The organism is Methylobacter sp. (assembly GCF_030680395.1).
Classification (GTDB): Bacteria; Pseudomonadota; Gammaproteobacteria; order Methylococcales; family Methylomonadaceae; genus Methylobacter_A.
Genome location: NZ_JAUXVR010000007.1, coordinates 1 through 25,224, shown reverse-complemented (window position 1 = coordinate 25,224; position 25,224 = coordinate 1). Strand labels below are relative to the sequence as shown.

The following is a 25,224-nucleotide window of genomic DNA, read 5'->3' as shown; positions in this document are numbered from 1 at the left end:
ATAAGGAAAGTAGATATGGCCGATTACGATCTTATCGTATGGAATGACAAGCTGGTCACCGGAATTGGTAAAATCGACGAGCAACATCAAATTCTCGTCAACCTTTTTAATGAGGCCAATATCAAGCTGACCACTAATAATAACGCCAAATTCATGGAAGAAATTACCCGTAATTTGCTCAGCTACGCACTGTACCACTTTGAAACCGAAGAAGGCTTGATGCAGAAATACGACTACATCGAGGATAACATTGAGGATGCTGACACTCACATCCGGCAGCACCGCAGTTTTTCAGCCAAGGTAGTCGCCGTGCATAATGATATTAAAACTGGAATTTTAATTTCGCGGGAAGATTTGCTTTCCTTCCTCAACAGCTGGCTAATCAATCACATTCTTAACACTGACAAAGGATTGGTCACTTTTCTGTTGGCATCAGAGCAATACCGTTTTAACAGCCAAGTCTAATAGCTTTATAGACCTTTGATTGGCAAACTTGAGATCGGATTTGTAAATAGAAAAGCTTGCGATGCAAGCGCAACAGGGTTTGTATAAAAAAGAAGGAGGGGAGTAATGCAGAAGTTGCGAACAGTGTCCGCCAAGCAAATTGGTAGCAGTTAAAACCCTATCAGGAAACAGGATGGTATCTTGATAGGGTTAAATCGATATTAGATTAAACCTTTCAAAGCTTCAAACATTTTAGCTGCTTCTCTTAGTTCTTGTTCAGCTTCTTGTAAAGCTGCTTCTTTAGCATGAGTTTTGGCAGATTTCAGTTTGTTATTAGCTCTTGAGCGCGCCATATCAACTTTATCATTAGCGTTGATTTCTTTGCTTGCGTCCAATGCATCTTTGATAAGATCAGCAACTTTTTCCCCTTCTGCACCACTAGTTACAGCATCCAGAGCTAATTTAATTTTACCGGATACTATGTCAATTGCATCAGCAGGAGCATATGTCACTCTACCTTTATCAGTTTCAGCCAGAACTGAAGTTGAAACAGCACCCATAGAAGCTGCAATTAATAAAGATAGTAAGATTTTTTTTAAGATTTTCATATTGCACTCGTCCTCAAGTTGTTGTTAATTTTTAATTAAATTGGCTGTGTAACTATTGAATGATAATAGCCAGATACCGGAAATAATTTTAACACATTTTGAAACTATTCAACCAGATGTGGAAGAGTGTTTTTAGCAAGGTTTAATTGTTGAATAAAAAGTTAGATTGAATTATGTCGAAAACATAATTCAATCTAACTTTTTAGCACATAGATGTCTTCGTTAATTAAAGTAATTTTTCTAGGCCCGTGCTAGAATGCGATACAATGTGTATCTGGTTTATTACGCATAAACATCAAAATTACTTCCATGAGGAAAAAGTTTAATGACTTTATTGAAAAAATTAGTAATCGCTTTATTTATTGGTACTGCGTTTCTTGCAGCCGCTCCTACTGCGATGGCAAAGCCAGCAGGCAAAATAGAAAACCAATCACCAGAAGGTGTTAAGGCTGCATTTGATGAAGCAATAGCAGCAGCTGAAGCAGCTGACGCCGCTTTGCAAGCATTGACTCCTGGCGCAAATAACGATGCTGTTTTAGAGCTAATGAAAGAAGCAAAACAAGCACTAAATCATATTGAGAGCGCTACAGTTAATAGAGAAAAGGAAAGAGCAAACGGTTTTCTTAAAGATGCTCGCGGGGCTTTAATCAAAGGTGATCTTACAGCATCAAAAGCCTCAATGACTTCGGCTGTTGAAAAGTTTAAAGAGCTTAAAAAAATATACCTTAGCTTCTAAGGCTCTTTAAGATTTAATAAAAGGGGGGATTGGTGAGCCAATCCCCCCTTTTTTATTTTCTACGCCTAGAAATGCTACACACTCAATTTCAATTCTGATAGTTAAGTAGGTTAACAACATTTTTCGTTGCCCGGCATTTTGCGCGAATGTGTCGGCAGACAGGCAGTGATGTCGTCATTCCGAATGATGCCCATGCAAGTGGCAGCGTGCTATACCCTCTACAAGCTCCACAGTAAGATTTATGATAATTGCTGATGCCTCATATTTTCCAACCAATGATCAGCGTTATTGTTTATTGGCTGCCTTTCACGCAATACCTCTATTTAAAGTTACAACCCGAGCAATAAGTCGCCACGCCTTTTCTCAAAGTGGCATGAAAATACGCTCGTTTTGAATTATCAAAATCCATTATAAAACAATGGTTGTAAGATTTTGCAAAAGCATATGACTTGCCAATAAGATGGAACTAGAATTTAAAGAGCGCGGACTTATTCGTCATCTCTTTTAACATCGATAACCATTTCCCCGGAATCATCTTCGGATAAGATAAATAAAATCGGTGCACAGCAAACCGCACAGTCTTCGTAATATTGCTGCGGCCCGGAACTCGTATCCACCAATACGTCCAGGGATTCGTCGCAATAGGGGCAGACGATAATAATTTCATCCAGCTCGTGCATGATTAAACCTTTCTGAGTAAAGCGTCCAGCCAGGACATAGGCAGTATACGTTTAAGAAAGGCAAATAGATAGGTTGGAAAGGTGACGTAATATCGCATTCTAGGTTGTCTGGCTTCCAGCGCGTGGATAACTTTTTCGGTAACGGCAAAAGCCGGCAGGGTAAACGGAACGGCCGCGCCTTCTTTTTGTAAGCGCGCTTCCATGGCTTTATAGGTGTCTTTATGGTGGCTGTGAGACGGGTCTATATTTTTCTTGTACAGGGCAAAAGCGTTTGCTCTAAAGTTGCTTAGGATCGGCCCGGGTTCAATCAACGAAATATGAATATTAGTGCCGTAAAGCTCAAGCCGTAAGGTATCAGCCAAACCTTCCAGTGCAAACTTGCTGGCATTATAAGCTCCCCGATAAGTCATGGCGACGAGTCCCAATATTGAACTGTTATAGATAATCCGTCCATGCCCCTGTTTTCGCATCAAGGGTATGATCAGGTTGGTCAGTTCATGAGTGCCAAACAGATTGGTTTCAAACTGAAACCTGAGTACATCGCGGGATAAATCCTCAACCGCGCCGGGCTGACCGAAAGCGCCATTGTTAAACAGTGCATCGATTTTTCCGTCGGTTAGTTTAATTGCCGAACTGACCGCTTGTTGAATGTTGTTGCTGTCGGCTAAATCCAGTTGGATTGCGCTAAAGCCTTCCTCTTGCAACCGCAATACATCGTCCTGTTTTCTTGCCGTGGCAATAACGTTATGCCCGCGTTTTTTTAATTCAACGGCTGTGGTGTAGCCAATGCCGGTAGAGCAGCCTGTGATTAATATGGTTTTTGATGAATTCATTTAGGCAATTATTTGGCTAATTCCTGTTCGGTAAAATAGAAATTTTCCCCGCTGCTGCAACTGACTGAAAAGACTAACGTCTTCTTGGTGCTTTTACTATGTAATTCAGATGCTTCGACACGAGTGCATTGACCTGAAGCCAATGCTTTTTCTGCGGCTTGCCTTCTTAAACGTTCAATGTCGGGAAGTCTGGTTTGATGCTCTTTGACCAATTCCGGTAATTGGTCAAGAACATAAGGCGGGATAGAAAATGCTGAAAACTTCTCCGGATTATTTTTAATAAGAAACTGGTTTTTTGCGCTTTCACTCATTGCATCTTGTTTTAACTGAGCCTGTTTTTTCAGTATCTGTTCTTTCTCAAGATTTTCATCCTGTTCTTTTTTTGCTAAATCCTGTTTTTGTTTTTCCTGGTCCAGTTCGGTAGAGCGTCCTGATTTAACATTAATTTGCACGGTCTTATGTCCCAAGTCACAAGGTTTTGATTGGTAATCCGTCTTGCCATTAATGTCGGTGCATTTGTAAATACCGGCAACAGTACCGGTAGAAAAAAGGCTCCCTAAAATAAGCAGTGTAATTCTCATTTTTTTCCTCGGTTGCTCCAGCGCAAATATAAACAGTTAGCAAAGAGTATAGGTGATTGGGGCTAGGGCAGATTTTTTTGTTCGGAATAATAATAACAAATTAGAGATATTAAAAACCTATTATTACTATTAGCTAAGCGTAAACCTGTTGATAAGTGTTTATTTACATATAAAATCAGATACTTGAATAACATGGTAAAATGCAGTTAAGATTATCCTGATCTTGTGTATGGACTGTGGATAACTAAAGCCTCAACGTTATCCACATCTTCATCCACAACTTATTAAGAATTACTTAACAGGTTTACTCTATGTTGCCTTGAGCCATAACTGTATAAAATAGGTAATCTTTCATTGAAAAGATGATTTGCAGACAATATATTTGTTAAATAAAACCTGCCTGACGCTTAATGTGTGAGGCTTTCGTACCGTGTTTAAGACTAAACACCATCATGTCAGAACAACTATGTTAGAAAAAAACGGCAATAAAACCACCGCTCAACCGGCATTAATGCGGTTGAAAAACTATATTAATCAGGAGATTATCGGGCAGGATGTGCTGGTTGAGCGGATGCTGATCGGTTTGTTGGCTGATGGTCATATCCTGGTTGAAGGGGCTCCCGGTCTTGCCAAGACCCGAGCGATCAATGTATTAAGCAAAGGCATACAAGGCGATTTTCATCGGGTGCAGTTCACTCCCGATTTATTGCCCGCCGATTTGACCGGCACTGAAATTTACCGTCCCCAGCAAGGCACTTTTGAATTCCAGAAAGGGCCGTTGTTTCATAACCTGATCCTGGCCGATGAAATCAACCGGTCGCCGGCGAAAGTGCAGGCAGCTTTATTGGAAGCTATGGCCGAGCGGCAAATAACCGTAGGTCAGGCGACTTATCCGTTGCCAAAATTATTCATGGTCATGGCAACGCAAAACCCTATCGAGCAGGAAGGCACTTATCCGTTGCCGGAAGCGCAGCTGGATCGATTTTTACTGCATGTAAAAATCGATTACCCAAAAGCGGAACATGAAAAAAGCATTTTGCATTTGGCCAGAGAAGAAGCCCGTTCCGGCTCGATAAAAGCAGGTAACCAATACGAGCCGATTGAGCAAAAGACCCTGTTTGCCGCGCGCAATGAAGTACTGGATTTGCACATGGCGGAAAGTCTTGAAAACTATTTGTTGCAAATTATTTTGGCTACCCGTAATCCTGCTGCTTACGGACAGGATCTGGCGGCATGGCTGCAATATGGTGCAAGTCCGAGAGCCAGTATAGCGCTGGATCGCTGTTCCAGAGCCAAAGCCTGGTTAGCGCAACGCGATTTTGTCAGTCCGGAAGATATTCAGGATATGGCTTTTGACGTATTGCGGCATCGCTTGATATTGTCTTACGAAGCCGAAGCGGAAGGCATCACTACCGATCATTTTATTAAAGAACTTATTGCCAGAGTTGCTGTGCCTTGATGTCTTTTATTAAGCAAGCTGATCCGGCTAACGTCTCTGCCAGCGAATTAATTTCAGTGTCATTAAAGACCCTGGTCGATCTGGCGAGACCGGCCGCCGGGTTAAACCTGAAACATTCAGCCATACGTTCCGGGCAAAGCGGCGGCTATGTATCCCGATTCAAAGGCCGCGGCATGGAGTTTGAAGAAGCCAGAGGTTATCAACCGGGCGATGACATACGCAGTATTGATTGGCGGGTTACGGCACGTACCGGTGAAACTCATACCAAGGTGTTTCGCGAGGAACGTGAAAGACCGGTATTTATTTCTGTGGATAACCGCCCTGCCATGCATTTTGCCACACGGGGCGTTTTTAAATCGGTACTGGCCGCTAAACTTGCCGGATTGTTGGCGTGGGCAGCCCAACATCATGGCGACAGAATTGGCGGGCAGATATTTACAGGTAGTGTCTGCCGTGAATTGAAACCGCAAAACGGCAAACATGCCGTGCTGCGGTTTTTAAACGCAATCAGTAATCAAGATGATTATAATCGTCTTGATCAAGCAACGATTACGTTGGAACATGTGTTGGCAAGGCTGATGCAACACGCCCGCCCCGGCAGTTTGGTTTATATTATCAGCGATTTTCGCGGCATTAATGATCAGGTTGAATCGTATCTGGCAAAGCTGTCGCGACATTGCGAGGTGGTGCTGATTTTTGTTTATGACCCGCTGGAAAGCCATTTGCCGGAAAAAGGCCGATATCGATTTATCGCCAAGGATGGTGTGTATGCCGCAAGCCGGCCGGGAACAGGCGCGGCGATCGACGATAAACGGGATGTGGTTATCGATACCGGTGACCGGCAACGGCTATTAAAATATCAACAACACTTCACCCAGCGACTGCATCAGCTGGAGCAGATAGCCAAAAAAATGAATCTGGCATTTATTCAATGCAGTACGACAGACGATCCGATACAACGTTTAAGATAAATGAATCCAACTCTTCTTGATTTAAAAGATATTCACGAACCCGAAGCCATCGGCTGGTGGCCTCCGGCTGTCGGCTGGTGGATTCTGGCGGTAACAATCCCGTTGCTGATCATTTTCCTGGTCTGGCTTTATAAAAGATTGACCCGCAAGACCGCGCTTAAAACCGCCAACAAAATATTGGCCCGAATCAAACAGGATGCAACACGGGATAGTCTTCAGAAATTATCCGACCTTTCGATACTGATCAGGCGTGTCGCGATCAGCGTATCGCCCCGGACTAGGTCCGCCGGTTTGACCGGACGGCAATGGCTGGAATTTCTCGATACTTCGGTAAAAGGCTTGCCGTTCAGCGAAGGTATCGGCCAACTTCTGGCTGACGGGCCTTATCGGAAAACGCCGCCAACAGAACTGGAAATTTCCCAATTAATTGGTCTATGCGAAGACTGGCTTAAATCCCAGACAAAACAAAAATCATGATTCATTTTGAATGGCCTTGGCTGCTGGCCGCTTTACCCTTACCCTTATTGATCCGCTGGCTGGTTCCGGCCAAGATGCCGGTCGAGCAGGCGGCATTAAAAGTCCCGTTTCTGGAGGATTTTTCCGATGGCGAAACCAGGGCAGTCTCCCAAACCCGACAATGGCCGTTATTGCTGGCGGCGATTGCCTGGTTGTTGCTGGTCATCGCCTGTACTCGGCCGCAATGGCTGGGTGAGCCGATTGAACAGGCGGTCAGCGGCCGGGATTTAATGCTGGCGGTGGATTTGTCCGGCAGTATGGAAGAGCAGGATTTTGTTATTAACAAGCGGGCTGTTGACAGGCTGACAGCGGCGAAGGGGGTTGCGGGCGAATTTATCAACCGGCGTGTCGGCGACAGGGTGGGTTTGATCTTGTTCGGCACTCAGGCTTATTTGCAAACGCCATTAACCTTTGACCGAAAAACGGTAATGACCTTATTGAATGAGGCGGTCATCGGTCTTGCCGGCGACAATACCGCGATAGGCGATGCTATCGGTTTGGCGGTCAAGCGCCTTAAAAACGAGCAGACCAACAGCCGGGTTTTGGTGTTGATGACTGACGGTGCCAATACCGCCGGTGAAATTTCACCCTTAAAGGCCGCCGAATTAGCCGCAGACAATCATCTGAAAATTTACACCATCGGCATAGGCGCGGATGAAATGATCGTGCGCAGTTTTTTTGGTAATCGTAAGGTTAATCCATCCGTCGACCTGGATGAAAAAACCTTGATCAAGATTGCCGAAAGCACCGGCGGGCAATATTACCGGGCCAGAAATACCGATGAGCTGAATAATATCTATATGAGACTGGACGAACTGGAACCGGTTGAAAAAGACAAACAATATTTCAGGCCCCGCAGTGAATTGTATTACTGGCCGCTGTCACTGGCATTGGCTCTGGCGGCAGTCATTGCGTTGTCCAAGGTGCGATTGACATGAACATAACCGAATTCCATTTTATCAGGCCGTACTGGCTGCTGGCAGCCATACCTTATGTTGTGATTCTGGCTTTAATGTTCAGAAATAAACTGGCTCACGGCAACTGGTCGGCGGTATGCGATGCCGCACTGTTACCGTATCTGTTGCAGGAAAAGCCGGTCAACCAAAGCCGTTGGCCGATAACGGCTGGAGCTATTGCCGCGCTGCTGGTGATTATTGCGTTGGCAGGGCCAACTTGGGAACGCTTGCCCTCTCCGGTATTTAGAAACGACTCGGCCCTGATTATTGCGTTGGATTTGTCCCGGTCGATGGATGCCGCCGATATTAAACCCAGCCGTTTGATTATGGCGCGATACAAAATTGCCGATATTCTAAAACAGCGCAAAGACGGCCAAACAGCATTGCTGGTTTATGCCGGTGACGCTTTTACCGTAACGCCGCTGACCGATGACACCGAGACTATAGACAGCCAGCTGTCGGCATTGAATACCGATATTATGCCCAGCCAGGGCAGCAATACCGTGTTGGCACTGGAAAAGGCCGTCGAGCTGTTCAAGCAGGCAGGCCTGCAAAAAGGCCGGATATTGTTGGTCACCGATGGCGTTGATGTCGGTAAAACCTTGGCCATAGTCAAGTCATTGGATAAATATCAACTATCGATACTGGGTATCGGAACAGATGACGGTGCGCCGGTAGCGCTGCCTGAGGGCGGATTCCTTAAAGATGAGCGAGGCGATATTGTGGTGCCAAAACTAGATTCCAGCGAGCTCGCAAAACTGGCGCAGATAGGGAACGGCGTTTATCAAACCATAACGGCCAATGATGCGGATATTCAAACCGTGCTGGCAGACGTGGATAGATCGGTCGAGCAGCAGGGCAAGCAAAACGATAATTTATTATTGGATCAGTGGGCGGAAAAAGGTCCCTGGTTATTATTGCTGGTTTTACCTTTAGCGGCCCTGACGTTCAGAAAAGGCCTGTTATGTTTTGCCCTGCTGCTGATCTTGCCGCTGCCTAAAAACAGTTATGCGATGGGGTGGCAGGATTTATGGCAGACCAAGGACCAACAGGCGCAACAGGCTTATAAGAAACAGGATTATGCCAAGGCGGCGGAGCAATTTGAAAATCCGGATTGGAAAGCGGCGGCGCATTACAAGGAGGGTGAGTACGACAAGGCGCTGGAAAGCCTGAAAAGCAGCAAGTCAGAAAATGGCGCTTACAACCAGGGCAATACGCTGGCAAAAGCCGGTCAGCTGGAAGACGCTATAAAAGCCTACGAGAAAGCTTTGGGCTTTAATCCTAACGATGCCGATGCCAAACACAACAAGGATATCGTGGAAAAAGAACTGGAAAAACAGCAGAAACAGCAAAAGGACGATAAACAACAATCCAAAGACGATTCCCGACAAAACAAGGACGACGAACAATCGGAAAAATCCGACGAACAGAAACCGGACCAAAATAAATCAGGGGAAAAGCCCGAACAAAAGCCGGAGCAGAAGCAATCGGACAAACAACCGTCTGAAGAAAAGCAACAGCAAGATAAAGCCGAGGAAAAAAAACCGGAAGATGACAAGTCCCAACAAGCCGAGCAGGGCAAAGCCGAAGCCGAAGCCGAAGCCAAGGAGCAAGCTAAAGAACAAGCGCCCGCTAAAACAGAGCCATCGGATGAACAACAGCAAGCCAACGAACAATGGCTCAAAAGAATCCCCGACGATCCGGCCGGATTGTTAAAACGTAAATTTAAATATCAATACGGGCAGCGTGGCCGTCAGGCAAGCGGTGATGCTGATGGTTGGTAGGCTTCGCCAGTTGAATCGCGGAGTTTTGCCTACAAGGATAAGTAAGAGTAAGGGGGCCACGGTTCAGGATTTGAGTTTTTATCGGCCGTTTATGGACGTCCGGAATCTTGATTAATGTAAATGATGAAGCTATGAATACTATAAAAAAATTATTTTTTCTGTTGTTGCTGTTGAATTTTGTGCCCGGCAATGTATTCGCTGCACAAATCAGTGTGTCGTTCGATCGCAACCCGGTCAGCCTGGATGAATCTTTCCAGATCATTTTTACCGCCAATGACACGCCGGATAACGACCCGGATTTTGGCCCACTGGAACAGGATTTCGAGATACTCGGCCAAAGCCAGAGCAGCAATTCGTCATGGATTAACGGGCAGTCCAGCAAGACCATACAGTGGACGCTTAACGTCATGGCCAAACATCCCGGCAGCCTGATTGTTCCGGTGGTGAAGTTTGGCGATGATGTCAGTCAGGCGGCAAGCATTCTGGTTACTCAGGCGGCGGCCAATAAAGCCGTGGATACCGATGATGATTTGTTTCTGGAGGTTGAGGCGACGCCGCAAAGCCCTTATGTGCAATCCCAGGTTCTCTACACCGTGCGCTTATATAGAAGAGTCGAGATCGCCCAGGCCAGCTTGAATGAACCGGAACTGGGCGATGCGGTGATTGAAAAACTGGGCGATGACAGTAATTATAATACCCAGATCAATGGCGTTAATTATCTGGTTACCGAGCGTAAGTATTCAATTTTTCCGCAAAAAAGCGGTGCTTTAACCATCAAACCCTTGATGTTAACGGCAGAGGTCGTGGCTAATACGCGTCCGAATTTTAATGGCTTTTTTAATTCGCAGATGACCAAAACCAAAAAGATTTCATCCAAATCGGTGACGCTGGATGTAAAACCGGCTCCGGCAACGTTTACCGGTCGGCACTGGCTTTCGGCGGAACAGCTGGTTTTAAAGGAAGAATGGTCGGGCGATAACCAGCAAATGAAAGTCGGCGAGCCTTTGACCAGAACCTTGACGCTGCTGGCAAAAGGCACAACAGTCGGCCAATTGCCCGAGTTAAATATCGGCAAAATTGATGATCAGTTGAAAACCTATCCCGATCAGCCGGTCTTGCGCGAACAAAAAAAACCGGAAGGCCTGATTGCTTTCAGGGAAGAAAAAATAGCCGTAATCCCATCGAAAGCGGGCTTCTATAAATTACCGGCGATAGAAATTCCCTGGTTTAACAGCCAAAGCCAAAAAATGGAAATAGCCAAAATCCCGGAAACCACCATTACGGCGCTTGAGGCGATAGGAACCCAACAAGCTCCTGTTACACCGGTGGCTCCGGTAGTGGCGCAACCGCAAAAAATTGAAGTTGTGCCGCTTACTCAGCCGCAACAACAAAATACTTGGTTTTGGGCGGCTTTATTTTTGGCGTCAGGCTGGTTGGCGACACTGGCTTATTTCCTGATTAAACGTACGGTTAAAAAACCGGTTGCGGAAAAAAGTGAGGTGGAAATACGTTTGGAAGATAGCGTAAAAAGCCTGAAAAAAGCCTGCGCGGATAATAATGCCGTGGCTGCCAAGGATGCCTTGCTGGCATGGGGACGGCAAAAGTATGGGGCGGCGAGTCTGGGCGCCATCGCCGAGCTAAGCGACGCAAGGTTAAGGGATGAAATCCTGAACTTGAACCAGGTTCTGTATGGCAAGGCGCCGGATCAGTGGCAAGGCAAAAAGCTGTTTCAAGCGTTTGTTGAAAATAAAGCCAGGGAAAAGATAGCGGTTACGGACGATGACAAACTGGAACCGCTTTATCGATTATAAAGGCAGGCACCACGAAGACACGAAGAACACGAAGTTTTTAATTCGTCTTTTGCTTTTCTTCAGTGTCTTCGTGGTGAAAAATCATTTTAAAATTTATTTAGTCGGAAGGAAGCGCCTTAAAATACTCCAGCGCCATAAACAGCGCGGCAATTGAACGGGCTTCGGTACATTCGCCGGTCGCTAATAATTCATTGATACGGCTTAATTTCCACGGGATAACTTCCAATTCTTCGGGTTCGTCACCTTCCAGTTTTTCTTCATATAAATCCTGGGCGATAACAATCTCGGTCATGTGTTCCAGATAGGACGGTGCGATGGAAAAAGAGCTTAAATGATGCAGGCTTCTGGCGCCAAAGCCGACTTCTTCTTTAAGCTCACGGTTTGCGGCCTCCAGGAAGGACTCACCGGCGTCGGTTTTGCCCTTGGGCAAACCCAGCTCATAACGATGCACACCGGCGGAATATTCCCTGATTAGCAACACCGTTTCATCATCCAGCATCGGCACAATCAGCACGGCTCCGCCCGAGCTGCTTCGGGCCAGGCGTTCGTAGTTGCGCAGTTCGCCATTGCTGAATTCAATATCCAGCGATTCGATGCGAAATAAGCGGCTGGTAGCGATCGTTGTTTTGTTACGGATGGTTGGTTTTTCAGCCATTGTGCTATTTTATTAAGTATTTTTTTGCAAATATAACGCACTCTGATGATTGATTGGAAAAAAATTGATACTGTTTTACTGGATATGGATGGAACACTGCTGGATTTGAATTTTGATAATCATTTCTGGAAAGAGTTTGTGCCGCTTAAGTTTGCCGAAAAACAGGGCTTGTCTATAGAAGCTGCAAAGTTACAATTACAGCCGCGCTTTAAAAGCATGGAAGGCAAGTTGGAATGGTATTGCCTGGATTACTGGAGCGATGTTTTAGCGCTGGATATTGCCGGACTGAAAGCGGAAATTTCCGGCTTAATTGCCGTATTGCCGCATGTCACGGAGTTTCTGGAAAAAGCGCATCAATCGCCCAAAAAGGTGTATTTAGTAACCAATGCGCATCGGGGCAGCCTGGGACTTAAGATGGAAAAAACCTGCCTGCAGGAATTTTTCGACGGCATTATCAGCTCCCATGATTTAGGATTTCCCAAAGAGCATGCCGATTTTTGGAGATTGTTGCAGCAGCGGGTGCCGTTTGAAAAGCAAACTACACTGCTGATTGATGATAGTCTGGCAGTGCTTAATTCAGCCAGGCAGTTCGGTATAGCGCATTTGATTTCGGTGAGCAGGCCTGATTCCCTGCTGCCTAAAAAAGAAATAGCCGGTTATCCCGCTATTGAGGATTTTCGGGAGTTGATGGCTGGGCTTTAGGTTTCCAGTTTTTGTCTTGATTCGGACGTTTTCCCTGATATTCGGTTTTGATTTTTTCAGGTCTTTTTTCCGGCTTTATAATTTCAGCTAAAAGATCAGCTGTAATGGGTAGAACCGGAACTTTCTGTCCAATGTATTCTTCGATATCGGGCATTGAATAAGCGTATTGCTCGCAGATAAAACTGATGGCTACACCGCTGGCGCCAAAGCGCGCCGTGCGGCCGATTCTATGTACGTAATCTTCCACATCCTGCGGCAGATCGTAATTGAATACATGGGAAACATCGGCAATATGCAGGCCTCTGGCGGCAACATCGGTTGCAATCAATAAGGTGATTTTGTTTTCCTGAAAATCGCTCAACAAGCGTTGGCGCTTGTCTTGCGGCACATCACCGCTGAGAGCGGCAGTTTTGTAGCCGTTAGCGTTGAGGGTGTCGTCAAGTTTTTCTGCACAGCGCTTGGTGTTAACAAAAATAATACTGCGTTGCGGCTGATGCTGATTCAATATGCCGACCAGCAAAGGGATTTTTTGCTCGTTCGATGGACAAAATGCGCTTTGCTGGATGGCTTTGGAGGTGACTTCTTCGGTTTCGATGCGAATCAAAACCGGATTGTTCATGTGCTCATAAGCCAGTTCGGTCACTTTGTAGGACAAGGTTGCCGAGAACAACATATTCAGGCGCTGCTCCGGCGGCGGCATGCGTCGTAGTAAAAAACGAATGTCCTTAATAAATCCCAAATCGAACATGCGGTCGGCCTCATCCATCACCGTGACTTTCACGTTATCCAGGGTGAAGGCATTTTGCCGGTAAAAGTCGATAATGCGGCCGGGCGTGCCGATGATAATATCGACATTGGATTTTAGGCTGTCCAGTTGTTTTTGGTAGTCGGTGCCGCCGTAAATGAGCGCCAATTTAAGATTAAGATGTTTGCCCAGTTGCAAGGCATCCTTGTGGATTTGAATGGCTAACTCGCGGGTTGGCGCAAGAATAATGGCCCTGGGATATTTGATTTGCTTGTTTTTGGCAACGGTTTTTGGAGCTGGTTTTTCTGTCTCCATGTCATCGTCGGCTTGTGCTTCTGCATCATCCTCATCGATCTCATCATCCTCGGCATCATTAATCAAATACTGAAAAGTGGCCAGCAAAAAAGCGGCGGTCTTGCCGGTTCCGGTTTGGGCTTGCCCCGCAATATCCTTGCCCCGTAACGATAAAGGTAGAGCTTGTCTTTGGATCGGGGTGCAGTGATTAAAGCCGGCATCTTTTAAGCTGCATAAGATAGAATCAGACAGTTCAAGATTGCTGAAGCGAGTTTCTGTTAAATGTGTATTGTTCATAGGCTATAGCATAACGTAAAAATCAAAACAGCTGAAATTGATTGACTACCAGCTTTATCCCTCCTATAGTTTTGGTTTTAAATTTTTGGAGAAATAGTGTGAGCGATTCAGTCCTTCATGTAAGCGATAGTGAGTTTAACGAAACTGTTATTAAAGCTGCGGGTCCCGTCCTGGTTGACTATTGGGCTGAATGGTGCGGACCTTGCAAAATGATTGCACCGATTCTGGATGACATTGCCAAAGAATATGCCGGCAAGCTGACCGTTGTAAAATTAAACATCGACGAAAATCCGGAAACTCCTCAACACTATGGTGTACGCGGCATTCCGACATTGATGCTGTTCAAGGACGGCGAAGTGGAAGCGACTAAAGTAGGCGCATTGTCGAAATCGCAGCTTGCCGCTTTTCTTGATAGCAACATTTAAACTCATCCCCTTACTCAGATTCAACTCAGGCCTGTCACAAAAGGTTGGACGGGGCTGAGTACTTGAGTTACACTTATGCGGTGCGATAATCATGCGCACCCAATCTATCGTCCGATAAACTACACCCCTGAATTATTCCTGTCCTAGTAGTTGCGGTTTAACACCGTATGTACTTTTCCTTGAGTTATCTTTTATATGAATCTAACTGAGTTAAAACTAAAACAAATAAGTGAAGTTATTGAAATCGCCGAGTCCCTCGGGCTTGAAAATGTAGCCAGATCGCGAAAGCAGGATTTGATTTTTGCCATCTTGAAAAAACAGGCAAAGGCCGGTGACGATATATCAGGCGACGGCGTCCTGGAAATTTTACAGGATGGTTTTGGTTTTTTACGGACACCGGGTTGTTCTTATTTAGCGGGTCCTGACGATATTTATGTTTCACCCAGTCAAATCAGGCGATTTTCTTTAAAGACCGGCGATACGATTAGCGGAAAGATTAGACCCCCCAAAGATAACGAACGTTATTTCGCAATGCTCAAGGTTGACCAGATCAATTTTGAACCCCCCGAAAATACCAAAAACAAAATCACTTTCTCAAACCTGACTCCGTTATTCGCTAAACAACGATTTGTCCTTGAACAGGGCAATGGCACCAGCGAAGATTTAACCGGACGAATGATCGACTTGATCGCCCCGATTGGCAAAGGCCAGCGCGGTTTGATCGTATCGCCGCCTAAAGCCGGTAAAACCATGATCCTGCAAAGTCTGGCGCAGGCGATTGCAGAACAGAATCCCGAGTGTTATCTGATTGTTTTATTGATAGATGAACGTCCCGAAGAAGTCACGGAAATGGAGCGTTGTGTCCGCGGCGAAGTCATTTCCAGTACCTTTGACGAGCCGGCAACGCGCCACGTACAGGTTGCGGAAATGGTTATCGAAAAGGCGCGCCGGTTGGTCGAGCACAAACACGACGTGGTCATTTTGTTAGACTCGATTACCCGTTTGGCCCGAGCTTATAACACTGTTGTTCCTTCGTCCGGCAAGATATTAACCGGCGGTGTCGATGCGAATGCACTGGAAAAACCGAAACGGTTCTTCGGTGCGGCGCGGAATATAGAAGAAGGCGGCAGCTTGACGATCATAGCCACCGCACTGGTTGATACCGGTTCAAGAATGGACGAAGTTATTTACGAGGAATTCAAAGGTACCGGCAACATGGAACTGCATCTGGACCGCAAAATTGCCGAGAAAAGAATTTATCCTGCGATTAACATCAACCGTTCCGGCACACGTCGTGAAGAGTATCTCGTTGATCCAGATACCCTGCAAAAGACCTGGATCTTGCGCAAGATTCTTCAACCCATGGATGAAACTGCAGCTTCAGAATTTTTGATCGGTAAGCTTAAAGATTTTAAAACCAACGCAGAGTTTTTTGATTCGATGAAGCGGTAGTAGTAGGAGCGGGTCTTGCGCCCGCCCATTGGATTAGGGCATCCACAAGGGATGCCCCTACATCAGTCCTTTGGCGGCACATAGCCTTCCGGCATTTCGTTGTTACCTTCAAACAGAAACTTGGTTCTCTCTTCGGCTAAAAAGGCTCGGGCTTTCGGGTCAAAGCTGGCCAATTTCCCCTCATTAATCAGCATGGTTTGCTTGGCTAACCATTCCTTCCAGGCTTGTTTGGAGACCTTTTCAAATATTTCCTGACCTTTGGGGCCTGGAAATGGCGGTGTATCCAAGCCTTCGGTTTCTATTCCCAATTTTACGCATTTAACCAGTCTAGTCATTTTATTCTCTTGTGTGATGGTTGAAGCAGCAGCTTAATCGGTGCGGCTAAGCCAAGCTTATTAACCTGCTCAGCTTTATACCAGACAGATTGATCGGCTTCCATCACAAAATTTATAGGGTTATCGGATTGAACAAGCAGCGGCGTGTAATCCAAATGATAATGGGAAAAGGTATGGCGCCGGGTTGCCAATGTCTGCTGGCCGGTAATATGAATGTTTTTGCTTAAGCACCAGTTGTGTGCCGCTTCAATGCTGTCGAATTCAGGCAGACTCCACAAGCCGCCCCAGATACCGGTTGGAGGTCTTTTTTCCAGCAATATCCGGTTATCGGCATTACTCAGCAATAAAAAAGTAAGTTGTTTGACCGGCAAGATCTTGGCGGGTTTCGGCGTGGGGAATGCCGATACATTATCGGCAAGTCTGGCCAAGCAATCGGCATTAAGCGGGCAGGTCGCACACGCAGGTTTGCTACGGGTACAGACAGTTGCGCCCAAGTCCATCATGGCCTGAGTGTAATCCGCGACGCGGGCTATGGGGGTCAGCTTGGCACTGATCGCCCACAGCGCTTTGTTGACTGCGCTGTTGCCCGGCCAGCCGGAAACGGCTCTAAACCGGGTTAGTACTCTTTTGACATTGCCGTCGAGAATCGGTTGGCTGTTATTAAAAGCGATGCTCAATATGGCTCCCGCTGTCGACAAGCCTATGCCGGGCAAGGCGATAAGCTCATCCAGCGTATCGGGAAAACGATCCCGTTCGGCAATAAGTTGCGCTGTTTTGTGCAGGTTGCGAGCGCGTGCGTAGTAGCCCAGCCCCGACCAAAGATGGAGGACTTCATCGACTGGCGCATTCGCCAAACTTGTAATATCGGGAAATTTTTCTATAAAAGTATTGAAATAAGGAATAACGGTCGTAACCTGGGTTTGCTGCAACATGGTTTCGGAAAGCCACACGCGGTAAGGCGTAAGGTCTTTTTGCCAAGGCAGGTCTTTACGGCCGTGTTGATCGAACCAGGCGAGGATATTGTGTTGAAAAGCGGATGGGCTCATAAGAGGCAAAAGACTAAAGATGAAGGGCGAAGGGTTGTGGAGTTTAAGGGCTGCTTTTTTCGCCCTGCGCCTTTAGCCTTTTGCCTGCTCCTCCTCACCTCAAAAGACCTTTCAACAGATTGCCCAGGCCGGGGCCTATTTTTTTGTCGAGTTTATCGATTAGTTTTTCAACCTTGGCTTTGTTCTTATCGGTTAACAATGAAGCTATGTTTATCGTATAAGTCGGGTTGCTTAGCGTTCCGGCAACATCAATGGCGACAGCGCCTTTAACCTGTTCCGGCTCAGTAGCAGTCGCCTCTGAATCAAGCAGCTTGGCATCGATTTTATAGTCCAGCGCTTCAGAATTCAGGTTTACGTTGCCCTTGCCGTCGACACGTAATTTGGAGGACTTGGCTGCAAGGTCGTTATTCTGGATCAGGCCGTTAGTGATCGTGGCCGTGCCGCTCATTTCCGAAAATAGCGTTTGGTCGTTTTTATTGTCCGAGGGCAGAGCAGAACCTTTAATGATCGCCTTGCCTTCATCAATGATTTTTTGCAGATTAAAACCCTTGATCATGCCGTCTTTGAACAAGAAACTTAACTGGCCGTTGAGCGACGCTTTCAATTCGTCTGCTTTGTGTCCCAGTCCGTGCAGCTGTGCGGATGCGTTAACAATGCCGCTCATTTTAGCTTCACCCTTGTAATCTTTCAGCAACGGTTCAATTTGCACATGGTCTATTTTTTCGGTTACAGCCAGTGTCGATTTGCTGCCATGCGTATCCATGCTGAGATTGCCGGAATAGCTACCCTGGTAAAAGTGCTTGATCGACTGTTGCGTGGTAACCACGCCGTTTTTGCTGCTCAGGTTTATATGGATATCCTGCATTGCCAAATCGTTGACTTTAAGTTTGCTCAGTGACACTGCGCCATCGGCATTGAGCTTTCTCAAGGTTTCAACAGGCAAAGCGGAAAGGCCGGCTGCCAATAAAACGGCAGGGCTGGCGATGGGTTTGGGTGATTTATCGGCAGGGGATAAATAACGATCGACATCAAGCGCATCAATGTCCAAGCTGAAGTTGATAATCGATTGGGCAAAGTCTTTAACGCTGATGAAGCCTTTAATTTGGGTATCGTCCAGCGTTAGCGCCAGATTTTGCAGATCAGCCGAATCGGCTGTCGCGGTCAAGTCAAAGTTAGCGGATAGCTTGCTTAGGGCATTGGCGTCCTGCATTGCGGGCAAGGAGATCGCCAGTTGCTGCAACACTTTGGCGGGACTGAATGACGCAATGGCAACAGGGCCCTGAAAAGAGGGTTTATCCTTAATAGAGGTGCCCGCCATTTCGGCAGCGACGAGCGTGACATCGCCCGATTTGAGCTGCAACCCGTAAATTTTGGCTGTTTGTTGGTTCATATCCAGTGCTGCATCAGCAATGGTTAACGCCGTTGTTAACGATTTACCGGGAACGGTTTCACCTGACGAAGTGACTTGCAGATCGCTATGGCGTAGCGCAAAACTATCGAGTTTTTCATTAACGGTTAATTCGGTGTTTAGTTTGATGGCTTGGACCGCCTTGGACCCGGCTTCCAAGGCGGTCATGGAAACGGCGATGCCAACCGGCTGATCAAAGGTGAATTTATCGGTATTCAGGTTAAGGTCTTTTATTTCGATGTGTTTTTCGGTTTTCAAGTCGTCCCAGTTAATCCGGGCATTTTCAACAGCAATGCCGCCGATGGTAAAAGTCACTGGCGTTGCGGTGGAGATCGATTGTTCATCCTGTTTGTCGATGACAGCGGGTGCAGGTGCCGCGGTTTTGGCGGCGGCAGAATCGATTAGGTCACTCCAGTTGGTAAGGCCTTGTTTGTTTCTGGCAAGGTTTAAAATCAGGCCTTTTAAGTCAATGCGGCTGACTTCTAACTTTTTTGATAACAATGGCAGTAACAGCACGTTTACATGGCTTTCTTCAATAGTTGCAAAGGGACGGTCTTGAAACCCCGGCGCATTACTCAGTGTCATTTTTTCTGTTGAAATACCGATCCAGGGAAACAGCGAGAGTTTTAAATCACCGTCCAGTACCAGATCTCGGCCGGTTTTGTCTTTAACTGCGGCGGCAATTTCAGGCTTAAAGTCATTGGGATCGATGACGAATGGCAGGATGCAGGCCGCGGCTATCAGCAACAAAAGTATTGCGGCAATTGTCGATAGGATGATTTTAAACGGTTTTCCCACAATATTCTCCTTGCGTAAAAAATGTGATGGCGGTTAATTATGGAATATGATTATCTACTTATAACAGCTGTTGCCAGTTAAACGCTAATTAGGTAGAGTCTAAATCACTGTTTGTTTATTATAATTAAAAATGAGGTGTAAAATGTTGCATTTAGCCAGATTTGCCGCAATTGCGGTTCTTGTATGGTTTTATATGACCGCAAAGGAAAAGGGAGAGTCGCCTATTAACTGGGCTATCACAGGATTGATCGGTTATTGGATTACCTGGTGGGCGGTTAAGCTGACGGTGGTTTCCGCTTTATCAGGAATGGTCGCTAAAAATCCAACAGGAACTTTTTTGCTTATACAAATACCGGCTCTATGTGCGATCGGTGCGGCTTTTTTAATCAGAAAAAAGTTATTGGCGGATGCTGCCGAAAAAAATTAAACAGCGCTCATAAGATGGAGCTACTGTTTTATTCATGGGATTAAATACCCTGTTTTTTGGTGGTAAGAAGGTTAAAAAAGGATAACGCTGTAAAATTCGGGATGAGATGGCGCGGCGTTTTCTTTGATTTTAGTGTGGAAGGGTACCATGCGGGATTAGCTCCCAAAGCTGATTTTTCCATCAATAAGCCGAAAATCAGTTTTACCACGCTCCTCTTGAGCCTTCCATATTTGATTGCCGATTCGGATATCGACACCATTACAGATAGTCCGCTCCACAACAACCTTGGCATATTCCGCAAACGACATTTCGGCAACAAGGCTTTCCTGATCAGCTTGATGCCGGGCCATTTCGGTGGTCAGATTGTCCAAGGTACGGCGAGCCTTATCTAACAGCCCGTTTTTGTTTTTTTCAGGATTGTTTTCAATAAAGGCGATAATTTTCTTTATATCGTCCTGGTTTTTTTCATTCGCCTCAATTTCACGCTTAATGCCGTTGAGTTGCTCTTGAGTATGCGGATTTAAACCGGCCTGAATATAGGTTTTGATACCGGCATCAGAGCCAATTGAGACGGCTTGTATTAGCATCATTGCACGGGCGCTACCGCCGATGATGAGTCCCTTTTTCCCGCCAGGTTTTCCAACTAAAATTTGATTCATCGCAGTCAATTGATTATTCATGGAATATTCTTCAATGACGATGCTGGTGCCGGCTTCAATACTGACATATTTGGCAAAACGGGCACTCACCGAACCTTTACAAGAAATTTTTCCTCCCATTGATAGTGTCGATCCACCGCTGGAGTCACTGTTGCCGATCACGCCGCCTTTGATACTGATATTTCCGCCGGCTTCAATTTCTGCAGCTTCAACGGTTCCGCCTATGAATATGTCGTTTAATGCATAAACCTTCATCCCTTCCATAACATCACCCAAAATATTAATCGTACCGTCGAAGCTTAAGTTTCCGGTCGAGATATTCACCTGCGGCACGGTGATAGTGGGTGACACCATAACGCCATTGGGAATCAGCAACGGCTGGCCGATGATCGCAGACAACAACAAGTCCTTATCATCAGGGTCAAACATGGAGCCTATTAGCTCCGAGGTAAAAGGTGTATTTTGACTGGGCTTTGGAGTGAGTATTTGTCCAAGGATGTTTTTCCCTTTTTTGCCCTCGGTTGCGAGAGTACGGCGCATGAGGGGATCGCCTTGTTTCACCAGAATAAGATTCCCAAGATCACGAAAATCAGCAATACCGCGTTCATTTATTTGGGGGCGTCGTTCTTGCATTTCCGGCACCAGGCTATGAAATTGCGCATCAAGGCCAGGCACGGCCGGCAAGCCTTGAGCAATGATGTAATTCGTGGTTTGCCCTTCTTTCAGGAGGGTTTCGATTTCAGCGCTTGTGATGAGACCGCTGACTATGCCTTTTTCTTTCAGGGATTGACGAATTTGTTCAAAGGTGACCGGAGAGCCTCCATACGCAGGAGTCATGGTGAGCCAGGCGGTCATCTTATCGTCGGAGACTTTAATGATGAATTCGCCATCCCGGCGTTCACCGATTTCCAGAATAAAACTGGCATTGCTATTGTTGTATGTCTGTATTAAACGCGAAAGCGCTTTTTCATCCAGAAACAGGTCAGATAAGCTCTGACGAGCCAGCATTTCCTTGATTGCAGTTGCATCCAGAGTAACCTTATCTCCAGCTGATTCGTAGACAGCAAGTAATTTGTTGTCTCCGTCCAATTTGAATGTCAGTGCGTCCTTCTGTGTCACTTCGATCACTGTTCGCTCCTTAGACAAAACTTATAACGCTACCGCATATAAAAACGTTTTGCATGATTTAAAGTTAATTATGCCAAATAGATCACAGTTTTTATGAAAAACAAAACGTTATAACAGTTCAGGCTAATGGAAATAGCTTCATTCGTCGTAAAACAAAAAACAGTTGTACTCAGATTGTGCGTTATACGCTACCTTCATCCATTTTCATTGTACAAAAGGTCGAAAAACACACAGCCTCGGTTTTTTGTTTTCAGCCATAGCTTGTTTCATTTTTGATTATGTTGAGAATAGTGGCACATTATTGAGTAAAACCAAATATCACTATGAACCTAAAAAAACGCGTGGACATTTTTGACCGCCTGGCCGCGGCCATACCTGAACCGACTACGGAACTGCACTACACCAGCCCTTTTGAATTGTTAATTGCGGTCGTTTTATCCGCTCAGGCGACCGATAAAGGCGTCAACAAAGCGACCGCAAAATTATTTCCCGTCGCTAACACCCCTCATGACGTTTTGGCGCTGGGCGAGGCCGGCTTGAAAGAGTACATCAAGACCATTGGGCTATTTAACAGCAAGGCTAGCCATATCATCACGCTTTGCAGGCAATTGCTTGATAAACATGCAGGGCAGGTGCCTCAAACGCGGGAAGAGCTGGAGGCGCTGGCGGGAGTCGGCAGAAAAACCGCCAACGTCATACTTAATACTGCTTTTGGACAGCATACGATTGCGGTGGATACGCATATCTTCAGAGTGGCCAATCGTACCGGTATTGCTCCCGGTAAAAATGTGCTGGAAGTGGAACGCAAACTGGATAAATGGGTGCCTAAAAAACATAAGAAAGATGCGCATCATTTACTGATTTTGCATGGTCGTTACACCTGCATTGCCAGAAAGCCGCGCTGCCAAAGTTGTGTCATTGAAGATTTGTGCGAGTATGAGCATAAAACCGGACATCAAGATGACGATGCTGTAAAGAAGATCCAGCCGATAATCTGACGGAATTTATGGGGGAGAAGGATATTCATTTTTTATTCAGTTGATTTTGATATGATAAGCGGCATTCGATGCGTTTTACGTATCGATTCATCTCTCGGGTTAACCGCCGGGAACGGATTGAAACTCAATGTTTTATATCAACACTCTGGAGTCAACATGAAAAAAACTAACAAAACACCTCTAGCTGCTGCAATGGGCGCTGCCTTTTTGTCTACTTTTGCTGCAACTGCGGTTCATGCCGAAGCTAATCCTTTCGGTATGACTGAATTATCGACCGGTTACATGCAAGTTGCTGCTGCCGATAAAGCGGCTGAAATGGCATGCGGCGCTGCAATGGGCGGAATGGAAAAACCTAAGGCGGCGGAAGGCGCATGTGCAGGCAACAAAAAACCTGATGCGGCTAAAGCTACCGAAGGAAAATGCGGCGAAAGCAAATGCGGCGCGATGATGCAAGGCGGCAAAATGAAACCGGGTATGGAAGCAGCCTGCGGCGCGATGATGAAAGGCAAGGAAGGTGCATGCGGCAATATGCCTAAAGACGCAACCGGCAAATAAGCCTAAGCGCATTAGTACAGAGGGCATGATTAATCATGCCCTCCCGTTCTCATCAAATCACAGTAAGGTGTTCTTATGGACACAACCCAAAACCTCGTTCACGGTGCCGGTTTAGGTCTGCGACGGTCTTTTTTAAGTCAGATTGTTGAATCGCCCCCCGAAGATGTCGGCTTTTATGAAATCGCACCGGAAAACTGGATCACTATCGGCGGAAAATTCGGCAAACAATTTCGCGCGATGACCGAGCGCTTTGATTTTATCTGCCACGGTTTATCATTGTCGATAGGCAGCACCGATCCGCTGGATGAAAAATTCGTCCGTGAAGTCAAACAGTTCATGGCTGAACATCAAATCAAATTTTACAGCGAACATTTAAGTTATTGCAGCAAAGACGGGCACTTATACGACCTGATGCCGATTCCGTTTACCTCGGAAGCGGTCACTCACGTTGCCGGGCGAATCAGGCGCGTTCAGGATATTCTGGAGCAAAAGATAGCGATTGAAAATGTGTCCTATTACGCCGCCCCCGGTCAGGAAATGGCCGAGATCGATTTTTTCAATGCCGTTATCGAAGAAGCGGACTGCGATGTGCTGATCGACATCAATAATATTTACGTGAACAGCGTTAACCACGGTTACGATGCCGAAGCTTTTTTAAAGGCCATGCCCGCGCACCGTATCGCTTATGCCCATATCGCCGGGCATTATGTCGAGGCTGAAGATTTTCTGGTCGACACCCACGGCGCTGACGTGATCGATCCGGTCTGGAAACTGTTGGCCAAGGCTTATGAGCTTTACGGCGTGTTTCCTACACTGTTGGAAAGGGATTTTAATATCCCTTCCATGGAAGATTTAATCAAGGAAGTAAACACCATCAGCGTGATACAAAACGCGTGGGAAAAGCAACATGCCCAGCAATTTGCATGAGACCGGAATGAAAGTCGATTTTAAAGCCAAGCAGTTTGAGTTTGCGGCGTATATCAGGGATCCGGAAAACAATCCGCCGCCTGCCGATGTCCAGCCGCAACGCATGGCGATGTATCGCGAACTGTTTTTCAACAATATCGACAGTTTCCTGTCTGCCAATTTTCCGGTGTTGCGGACACTATTAAATGACCGGCAATGGTTTGAGCTGGGACAGGATTTTTTTGCCAGGCATACCAGTCGTTCGCCGCATTTTTCGGAGATCCCGGAAGAGTTTCTGGATTATCTGCAAAACGAGCGGGACAGTGCGGCTGATTTCCCGTTTATGCTGGAGTTGGCGCATTACGAATGGGTGGAAATGGCTTTATCTATCGCCAAGGAAACCGTGCCCGCCAATCACCAGAACCTGGATAACCTGCTAAACCTGAGCATCCGGCTGTCGCCTTTAGCTTGGCCGCTAGTCTATCAATATCCCGTTCAGAAAATAGCCCCCGTTTTTTTGCCTGAAACGGCGCCGGAACACGCCACATTCCTGGTTGTTTATCGCAATCCGGATGACGAGGTTAATTTTATAGAAATCACCCCGATTACTTACCGGCTGTTGCAAATAATTGAGGAGCATGAAGGTATGTTGACAGCGGATTGTCTAAAGCAGGTTGCCGAGGAGTCGAAGCATCCCAATCCTGAAATGATTATATCGGGCGGCTTGCAGATTCTAAAAGAATTGGCTGAAAAGACTGTTATTACGCTTGTTGACTTGGGCAGGTCGGAATAAGGCTATCCCAGCGCGTAGCGGCGTTTCCGGCTTGGCGGTTGCGCCTGCCGGAAACGCCTGTTCTTGCTGTCGCTCGAACAAGCTTATTCCGGCCTTGTATATTAAATACATCTCTAAAACACAGGATTATGTGACACAAAAAAGTTTATAGTGATAAGTGATTTTCTGGGGAAGCCGATCCGGCCTTAAGCTCTGAGCTTGTTCGTAGATAGGCTCCCCACC

The 25,224-nt window shown here is 46.2% G+C and carries 26 protein-coding genes; 16 read left to right on the top strand and 10 right to left on the bottom strand.

Going from position 1 to position 25,224, the window contains the following annotated elements; translation table 11 throughout:
- Window positions 1–15: 15 nt before the first annotated feature.
- A complete protein-coding gene (locus Q8L79_RS02760; protein WP_305267819.1) occupies window positions 16–465 on the top strand; it encodes a bacteriohemerythrin in 450 nt (149 codons plus the stop codon).
- Window positions 466–665: 200 nt separating this feature from the next.
- Here Q8L79_RS02760 and Q8L79_RS02755 read toward each other — a convergent pair whose 3' ends face one another.
- Window positions 666–1,052: a hypothetical protein gene (locus Q8L79_RS02755; protein WP_305267818.1), complete on the bottom strand. Its 387-nt coding sequence runs from the start codon at window positions 1,050–1,052 to the stop codon at window positions 666–668.
- A gap of 325 nt (window positions 1,053–1,377) precedes the next feature.
- Between Q8L79_RS02755 and Q8L79_RS02750 the strand changes: the two genes are divergently transcribed.
- Window positions 1,378–1,788, top strand: coding sequence for a hypothetical protein (locus tag Q8L79_RS02750; RefSeq protein ID WP_305267816.1), 411 nt, complete (start codon window positions 1,378–1,380; stop codon window positions 1,786–1,788).
- Between the two features lie 488 nt (window positions 1,789–2,276).
- On the opposite strand, the gene Q8L79_RS02745 is transcribed toward Q8L79_RS02750, so the two are convergent.
- From Q8L79_RS02745 to Q8L79_RS02735, 3 genes are read right to left on the bottom strand one after another with little or no spacing between them, the layout of a single operon-like run.
- The gene (locus Q8L79_RS02745) at window positions 2,277–2,468 is read right to left on the bottom strand and encodes a CPXCG motif-containing cysteine-rich protein (protein ID WP_305267814.1); all 192 of its coding nucleotides are present in this window, start codon (window positions 2,466–2,468) and stop codon (window positions 2,277–2,279) included.
- A 2-nt stretch (window positions 2,469–2,470) separates the two neighbouring features.
- Entirely contained in the window at window positions 2,471–3,301 is an 831-nt protein-coding gene (locus Q8L79_RS02740; protein ID WP_305267812.1) for an SDR family oxidoreductase, read from the bottom strand.
- A gap of 8 nt (window positions 3,302–3,309) precedes the next feature.
- Window positions 3,310–3,882 (bottom strand): DUF4124 domain-containing protein, encoded by a 573-nt coding sequence (locus Q8L79_RS02735; RefSeq protein WP_305267811.1) that lies wholly within the window; start codon window positions 3,880–3,882, stop codon window positions 3,310–3,312.
- Between the two features lie 466 nt (window positions 3,883–4,348).
- Between Q8L79_RS02735 and Q8L79_RS02730 the strand changes: the two genes are divergently transcribed.
- From Q8L79_RS02730 to Q8L79_RS02705, 6 genes are all read left to right on the top strand, one after another.
- The gene (locus Q8L79_RS02730; RefSeq protein ID WP_305267809.1) at window positions 4,349–5,341 is read left to right on the top strand and encodes a MoxR family ATPase; all 993 of its coding nucleotides are present in this window, start codon (window positions 4,349–4,351) and stop codon (window positions 5,339–5,341) included.
- On the top strand, window positions 5,341–6,312 hold the full coding sequence (locus Q8L79_RS02725) for a DUF58 domain-containing protein (RefSeq protein ID WP_305267807.1): 972 nt from the start codon (window positions 5,341–5,343) through the stop codon (window positions 6,310–6,312). Before Q8L79_RS02730 ends, Q8L79_RS02725 begins: the two co-directional genes overlap by 1 nt.
- Window positions 6,313–6,789: a DUF4381 domain-containing protein gene (locus tag Q8L79_RS02720; RefSeq protein WP_305267806.1), complete on the top strand. Its 477-nt coding sequence runs from the start codon at window positions 6,313–6,315 to the stop codon at window positions 6,787–6,789.
- Entirely contained in the window at window positions 6,786–7,766 is a 981-nt protein-coding gene (locus Q8L79_RS02715) for a VWA domain-containing protein (RefSeq protein ID WP_305267805.1), read from the top strand. Before Q8L79_RS02720 ends, Q8L79_RS02715 begins: the two co-directional genes overlap by 4 nt.
- Window positions 7,763–9,568, top strand: a complete 1,806-nt coding sequence (locus Q8L79_RS02710; RefSeq protein ID WP_305267803.1) for a VWA domain-containing protein — start codon at window positions 7,763–7,765, stop codon at window positions 9,566–9,568. The genes Q8L79_RS02715 and Q8L79_RS02710 overlap by 4 nt, the downstream gene beginning before the upstream one ends.
- 131 nt (window positions 9,569–9,699) lie before the next feature.
- Window positions 9,700–11,379: a BatD family protein gene (locus Q8L79_RS02705; protein ID WP_305267802.1), complete on the top strand. Its 1,680-nt coding sequence runs from the start codon at window positions 9,700–9,702 to the stop codon at window positions 11,377–11,379.
- 97 nt (window positions 11,380–11,476) lie between these two features.
- On the opposite strand, the gene nudE is transcribed toward Q8L79_RS02705, so the two are convergent.
- A complete protein-coding gene (nudE, locus tag Q8L79_RS02700) occupies window positions 11,477–12,034 on the bottom strand; it encodes an ADP compounds hydrolase NudE (protein ID WP_305267800.1) in 558 nt (185 codons plus the stop codon).
- Between the two features lie 45 nt (window positions 12,035–12,079).
- Between nudE and yrfG the strand changes: the two genes are divergently transcribed.
- On the top strand, window positions 12,080–12,736 hold the full coding sequence (yrfG, locus tag Q8L79_RS02695; protein WP_305267798.1) for a GMP/IMP nucleotidase: 657 nt from the start codon (window positions 12,080–12,082) through the stop codon (window positions 12,734–12,736).
- Here the strand turns inward: yrfG and Q8L79_RS02690 are convergent.
- Complete coding sequence (locus Q8L79_RS02690) at window positions 12,699–14,072, bottom strand: DEAD/DEAH box helicase (RefSeq protein ID WP_305267796.1); 1,374 nt, start codon at window positions 14,070–14,072, stop codon at window positions 12,699–12,701. The genes yrfG and Q8L79_RS02690 overlap by 38 nt on opposite strands.
- Window positions 14,073–14,170: 98 nt before the next feature.
- Between Q8L79_RS02690 and trxA the strand changes: the two genes are divergently transcribed.
- Window positions 14,171–14,497 (top strand): thioredoxin TrxA, encoded by a 327-nt coding sequence (trxA, locus tag Q8L79_RS02685; protein WP_031437278.1) that lies wholly within the window; start codon window positions 14,171–14,173, stop codon window positions 14,495–14,497.
- Window positions 14,498–14,692: 195 nt separating this feature from the next.
- Window positions 14,693–15,949 carry a transcription termination factor Rho gene (gene rho, locus Q8L79_RS02680; protein ID WP_006891157.1) on the top strand — a complete coding sequence of 419 codons (1,257 nt, stop codon included), beginning with the start codon at window positions 14,693–14,695 and terminating at the stop codon, window positions 15,947–15,949.
- Between the two features lie 62 nt (window positions 15,950–16,011).
- Here the strand turns inward: rho and Q8L79_RS02675 are convergent, their stop codons facing one another.
- The 3 genes from Q8L79_RS02675 to Q8L79_RS02665 form a co-directional block, all read right to left on the bottom strand.
- Entirely contained in the window at window positions 16,012–16,284 is a 273-nt protein-coding gene (locus tag Q8L79_RS02675) for an oxidative damage protection protein (RefSeq protein ID WP_305267786.1), read from the bottom strand.
- On the bottom strand, window positions 16,281–17,330 hold the full coding sequence (gene mutY, locus Q8L79_RS02670) for an A/G-specific adenine glycosylase (protein ID WP_305267785.1): 1,050 nt from the start codon (window positions 17,328–17,330) through the stop codon (window positions 16,281–16,283). Before mutY ends, Q8L79_RS02675 begins: the two co-directional genes overlap by 4 nt.
- Before the next feature lie 94 nt (window positions 17,331–17,424).
- A complete protein-coding gene (locus tag Q8L79_RS02665) occupies window positions 17,425–19,536 on the bottom strand; it encodes an AsmA family protein (RefSeq protein WP_305267783.1) in 2,112 nt (703 codons plus the stop codon).
- Window positions 19,537–19,678: 142 nt separating this feature from the next.
- On the opposite strand from Q8L79_RS02665, the gene Q8L79_RS02660 reads away from it, so the two are divergent.
- Window positions 19,679–19,963: a hypothetical protein gene (locus Q8L79_RS02660; RefSeq protein WP_305267781.1), complete on the top strand. Its 285-nt coding sequence runs from the start codon at window positions 19,679–19,681 to the stop codon at window positions 19,961–19,963.
- Window positions 19,964–20,118: 155 nt separating this feature from the next.
- On the opposite strand, the gene Q8L79_RS02655 is transcribed toward Q8L79_RS02660, so the two are convergent.
- Window positions 20,119–21,750: a DUF342 domain-containing protein gene (locus tag Q8L79_RS02655; protein ID WP_305267780.1), complete on the bottom strand. Its 1,632-nt coding sequence runs from the start codon at window positions 21,748–21,750 to the stop codon at window positions 20,119–20,121.
- Between the two features lie 323 nt (window positions 21,751–22,073).
- On the opposite strand from Q8L79_RS02655, the gene nth reads away from it, so the two are divergent.
- The 4 genes from nth to Q8L79_RS02635 all read left to right on the top strand — a co-directional run bounded on the left by nth (window position 22,074) and on the right by Q8L79_RS02635 (window position 25,002).
- On the top strand, window positions 22,074–22,748 hold the full coding sequence (gene nth / locus Q8L79_RS02650; RefSeq protein WP_305267778.1) for an endonuclease III: 675 nt from the start codon (window positions 22,074–22,076) through the stop codon (window positions 22,746–22,748).
- A gap of 156 nt (window positions 22,749–22,904) precedes the next feature.
- Window positions 22,905–23,303, top strand: coding sequence for a hypothetical protein (locus Q8L79_RS02645; protein WP_305267776.1), 399 nt, complete (start codon window positions 22,905–22,907; stop codon window positions 23,301–23,303).
- 75 nt (window positions 23,304–23,378) lie between these two features.
- Entirely contained in the window at window positions 23,379–24,230 is an 852-nt protein-coding gene (locus tag Q8L79_RS02640; protein ID WP_305267774.1) for a DUF692 domain-containing protein, read from the top strand.
- A gap of 7 nt (window positions 24,231–24,237) precedes the next feature.
- Window positions 24,238–25,002: a DUF2063 domain-containing protein gene (locus Q8L79_RS02635; protein WP_305267772.1), complete on the top strand. Its 765-nt coding sequence runs from the start codon at window positions 24,238–24,240 to the stop codon at window positions 25,000–25,002.
- The last annotated feature ends 222 nt before the right edge of the window (window positions 25,003–25,224 follow it).

Excerpts from the sequence above, each read along its gene's own strand:
- Q8L79_RS02705 (WP_305267802.1), top strand. The coding sequence starts at position 9,700 with ATGAATACTATAAAAAAATTATTTTTTCTGTTGTTGCTGTTGAATTTT.
- Q8L79_RS02760 (WP_305267819.1), top strand. The coding sequence starts at position 16 with ATGGCCGATTACGATCTTATCGTATGGAATGACAAGCTGGTCACCGGA.
- nth (WP_305267778.1), top strand. The coding sequence starts at position 22,074 with ATGAACCTAAAAAAACGCGTGGACATTTTTGACCGCCTGGCCGCGGCC.
- Q8L79_RS02745 (WP_305267814.1), bottom strand. The coding sequence starts at position 2,468 with ATGCACGAGCTGGATGAAATTATTATCGTCTGCCCCTATTGCGACGAA.
- nudE (WP_305267800.1), bottom strand. The coding sequence starts at position 12,034 with ATGGCTGAAAAACCAACCATCCGTAACAAAACAACGATCGCTACCAGC.
- Q8L79_RS02720 (WP_305267806.1), top strand. The coding sequence starts at position 6,313 with ATGAATCCAACTCTTCTTGATTTAAAAGATATTCACGAACCCGAAGCC.
- Q8L79_RS02750 (WP_305267816.1), top strand. The coding sequence starts at position 1,378 with ATGACTTTATTGAAAAAATTAGTAATCGCTTTATTTATTGGTACTGCG.
- Q8L79_RS02690 (WP_305267796.1), bottom strand. The coding sequence starts at position 14,072 with ATGAACAATACACATTTAACAGAAACTCGCTTCAGCAATCTTGAACTG.
- Q8L79_RS02715 (WP_305267805.1), top strand. The coding sequence starts at position 6,786 with ATGATTCATTTTGAATGGCCTTGGCTGCTGGCCGCTTTACCCTTACCC.
- Q8L79_RS02740 (WP_305267812.1), bottom strand. The coding sequence starts at position 3,301 with ATGAATTCATCAAAAACCATATTAATCACAGGCTGCTCTACCGGCATT.
- Q8L79_RS02635 (WP_305267772.1), top strand. The coding sequence starts at position 24,238 with ATGAAAGTCGATTTTAAAGCCAAGCAGTTTGAGTTTGCGGCGTATATC.
- Q8L79_RS02710 (WP_305267803.1), top strand. The coding sequence starts at position 7,763 with ATGAACATAACCGAATTCCATTTTATCAGGCCGTACTGGCTGCTGGCA.
- Q8L79_RS02640 (WP_305267774.1), top strand. The coding sequence starts at position 23,379 with ATGGACACAACCCAAAACCTCGTTCACGGTGCCGGTTTAGGTCTGCGA.
- rho (WP_006891157.1), top strand. The coding sequence starts at position 14,693 with ATGAATCTAACTGAGTTAAAACTAAAACAAATAAGTGAAGTTATTGAA.
- Q8L79_RS02725 (WP_305267807.1), top strand. The coding sequence starts at position 5,341 with ATGTCTTTTATTAAGCAAGCTGATCCGGCTAACGTCTCTGCCAGCGAA.
- Q8L79_RS02660 (WP_305267781.1), top strand. The coding sequence starts at position 19,679 with ATGTTGCATTTAGCCAGATTTGCCGCAATTGCGGTTCTTGTATGGTTT.
- Q8L79_RS02755 (WP_305267818.1), bottom strand. The coding sequence starts at position 1,052 with ATGAAAATCTTAAAAAAAATCTTACTATCTTTATTAATTGCAGCTTCT.
- yrfG (WP_305267798.1), top strand. The coding sequence starts at position 12,080 with ATGATTGATTGGAAAAAAATTGATACTGTTTTACTGGATATGGATGGA.
- Q8L79_RS02730 (WP_305267809.1), top strand. The coding sequence starts at position 4,349 with ATGTTAGAAAAAAACGGCAATAAAACCACCGCTCAACCGGCATTAATG.
- Q8L79_RS02645 (WP_305267776.1), top strand. The coding sequence starts at position 22,905 with ATGAAAAAAACTAACAAAACACCTCTAGCTGCTGCAATGGGCGCTGCC.
- Q8L79_RS02735 (WP_305267811.1), bottom strand. The coding sequence starts at position 3,882 with ATGAGAATTACACTGCTTATTTTAGGGAGCCTTTTTTCTACCGGTACT.
- mutY (WP_305267785.1), bottom strand. The coding sequence starts at position 17,330 with ATGAGCCCATCCGCTTTTCAACACAATATCCTCGCCTGGTTCGATCAA.
- Q8L79_RS02675 (WP_305267786.1), bottom strand. The coding sequence starts at position 16,284 with ATGACTAGACTGGTTAAATGCGTAAAATTGGGAATAGAAACCGAAGGC.